We start from the raw sequence: 1,657 nt of genomic DNA, 5'->3' as shown, positions 1-1,657 counted from the left end.
GGCGCTTTAAAATAGCGTGTGGGTGTGGGCGATCATTAAAGTTTGGTGTGGGCTGTTTCAGATCACTTTAAGTTTTGGTGTGTTTCATAAAAAAGCTCCTTTGTGCTATGATTTCTTTGCCGAGATCTCATAAAACACAAAGGAGGCTTTGCCATGTTTAATTTTATCACAAATCTTCTCAATATCAACGAAAATGAAGTCGAGGATCTTAAAGTAGTATCTCTTCCCTCGGAAACTCAGTTCCACATTACCCTTTTTCCCACTTTCCCGTCCTGCCCTTATTGTGGCGGAACGGTTCAGGGTCATGGACACACGAAACCTAAAAGGATCAACCATCCTGTTCTTACAGACAGAAAAACCTCTGTCTACTTCAGAAACAACAGGTATCTCTGCAATGACTGCGGCAGAACCTTTTCAGGTAAAAATCCCTTTACTTTTTCCACTTTCAAAAACTCCATCTTTCTTCTCGACAGAGTCATGAAACAGCTTAAGAATCTCAATTACACTTATCTCATGATTGCCCAGTCAAACCATATTTCTGTAACGCAGGTTCAGCTCTATTTTGACAGCTTCATCAATATCCCAAGAATCTCCTTGCCTGTTTCTCTGGGAATCGATGAAATCCATTCCAGAATGGCGAAAAGAAAAGATGCCTCCTATCTTGCTGTCCTCGTTGATAATCTGAACCGGTCTCTGATCGACGTCCTTCCTTCACGTTCCAAATCCGAACTATCACGATATTTCGAACGTATCCCTCTTGATGAAAGAAAACAGGTTCGCTATGTCACAATCGATATGTGGCTGCCTTATAAAGAAGTCTGTAAAAAATATCTTCCCAACTGTATCATCGCTGTCGATCCGTTTCACGTTGTCAAGCATCTTATGGAAGGATTCTCACGTATCCGTCTCAACATTCTCAATCAGTGTGAGTATGACAGCACCACGTATTACCTTCTGAAAACCTGGAAAGATCTTATCGAAAAAGATGTCTTTCTTGACAACGAGCCTGTTTACAACAAGCGCTTCGGAAGAAAACTTAACAAACGGGATCTTCAGGAAATGATTCTGAACATCAGTGAAAACCTTTGTCTTGGTTTCCGTTTGAAGGAAATGTATCTTCATTTCAATAAAGAAGCAACTCCCGACAACTGCGAGCAGTGGTTTGACACCATCTATGAAGCCTTTTTAAGTTCCGGCATTCACGAATTTGACAGTTTCATCACAACAATGTCCAACTGGAAAAAGGAGATACTGAACTCATTTCAACGTCCTTATGATGACCGTAAGCTCAGCAATGCCCTGTCGGAAAACATCAACGGACAGCTGCAGACTTATATTGCCATTTCTAAAGGCATTTCCAATTTCGTGCGTTTCAGAAAAAGAGTCATTTTCTCACTGAATCCAAAAGTATACTATTCCATCACAGAAACGCTTCATTCCGACAAACGTGAAGGAAGATCAAGAATTTCTCATAAGAAGCAAAACACATAATTTTCATATATTATAATTTTTATATACAGATCTCGGCATATTACAAAAGAGATGACAGTTCCATGAAAATCACTTTCATACCTGTCATCTCTTCTTTTTCATCCTTATGAAACACACCATATCTTAATGATGCACTTCACTTACCCACACGCTATTTTAAATTACC

1 protein-coding gene is annotated in these 1,657 nt (G+C 39.6%); it reads left to right on the top strand.

Annotated elements, in window-relative coordinates:
• Positions 1-153 precede the first annotated feature (153 nt).
• Complete coding sequence (locus ACZYT3_RS12660; RefSeq protein ID WP_464088903.1) at positions 154-1,491, top strand: ISL3 family transposase; 1,338 nt, start codon at positions 154-156, stop codon at positions 1,489-1,491.
• Positions 1,492-1,657 lie beyond the last annotated feature (166 nt).

It is taken from the genome of Traorella sp. mt218 (genome assembly GCF_055420025.1).
Note: the sequence above shows the minus strand (reverse complement) of the source record. Positions and strands in the feature narration are given on the sequence as shown.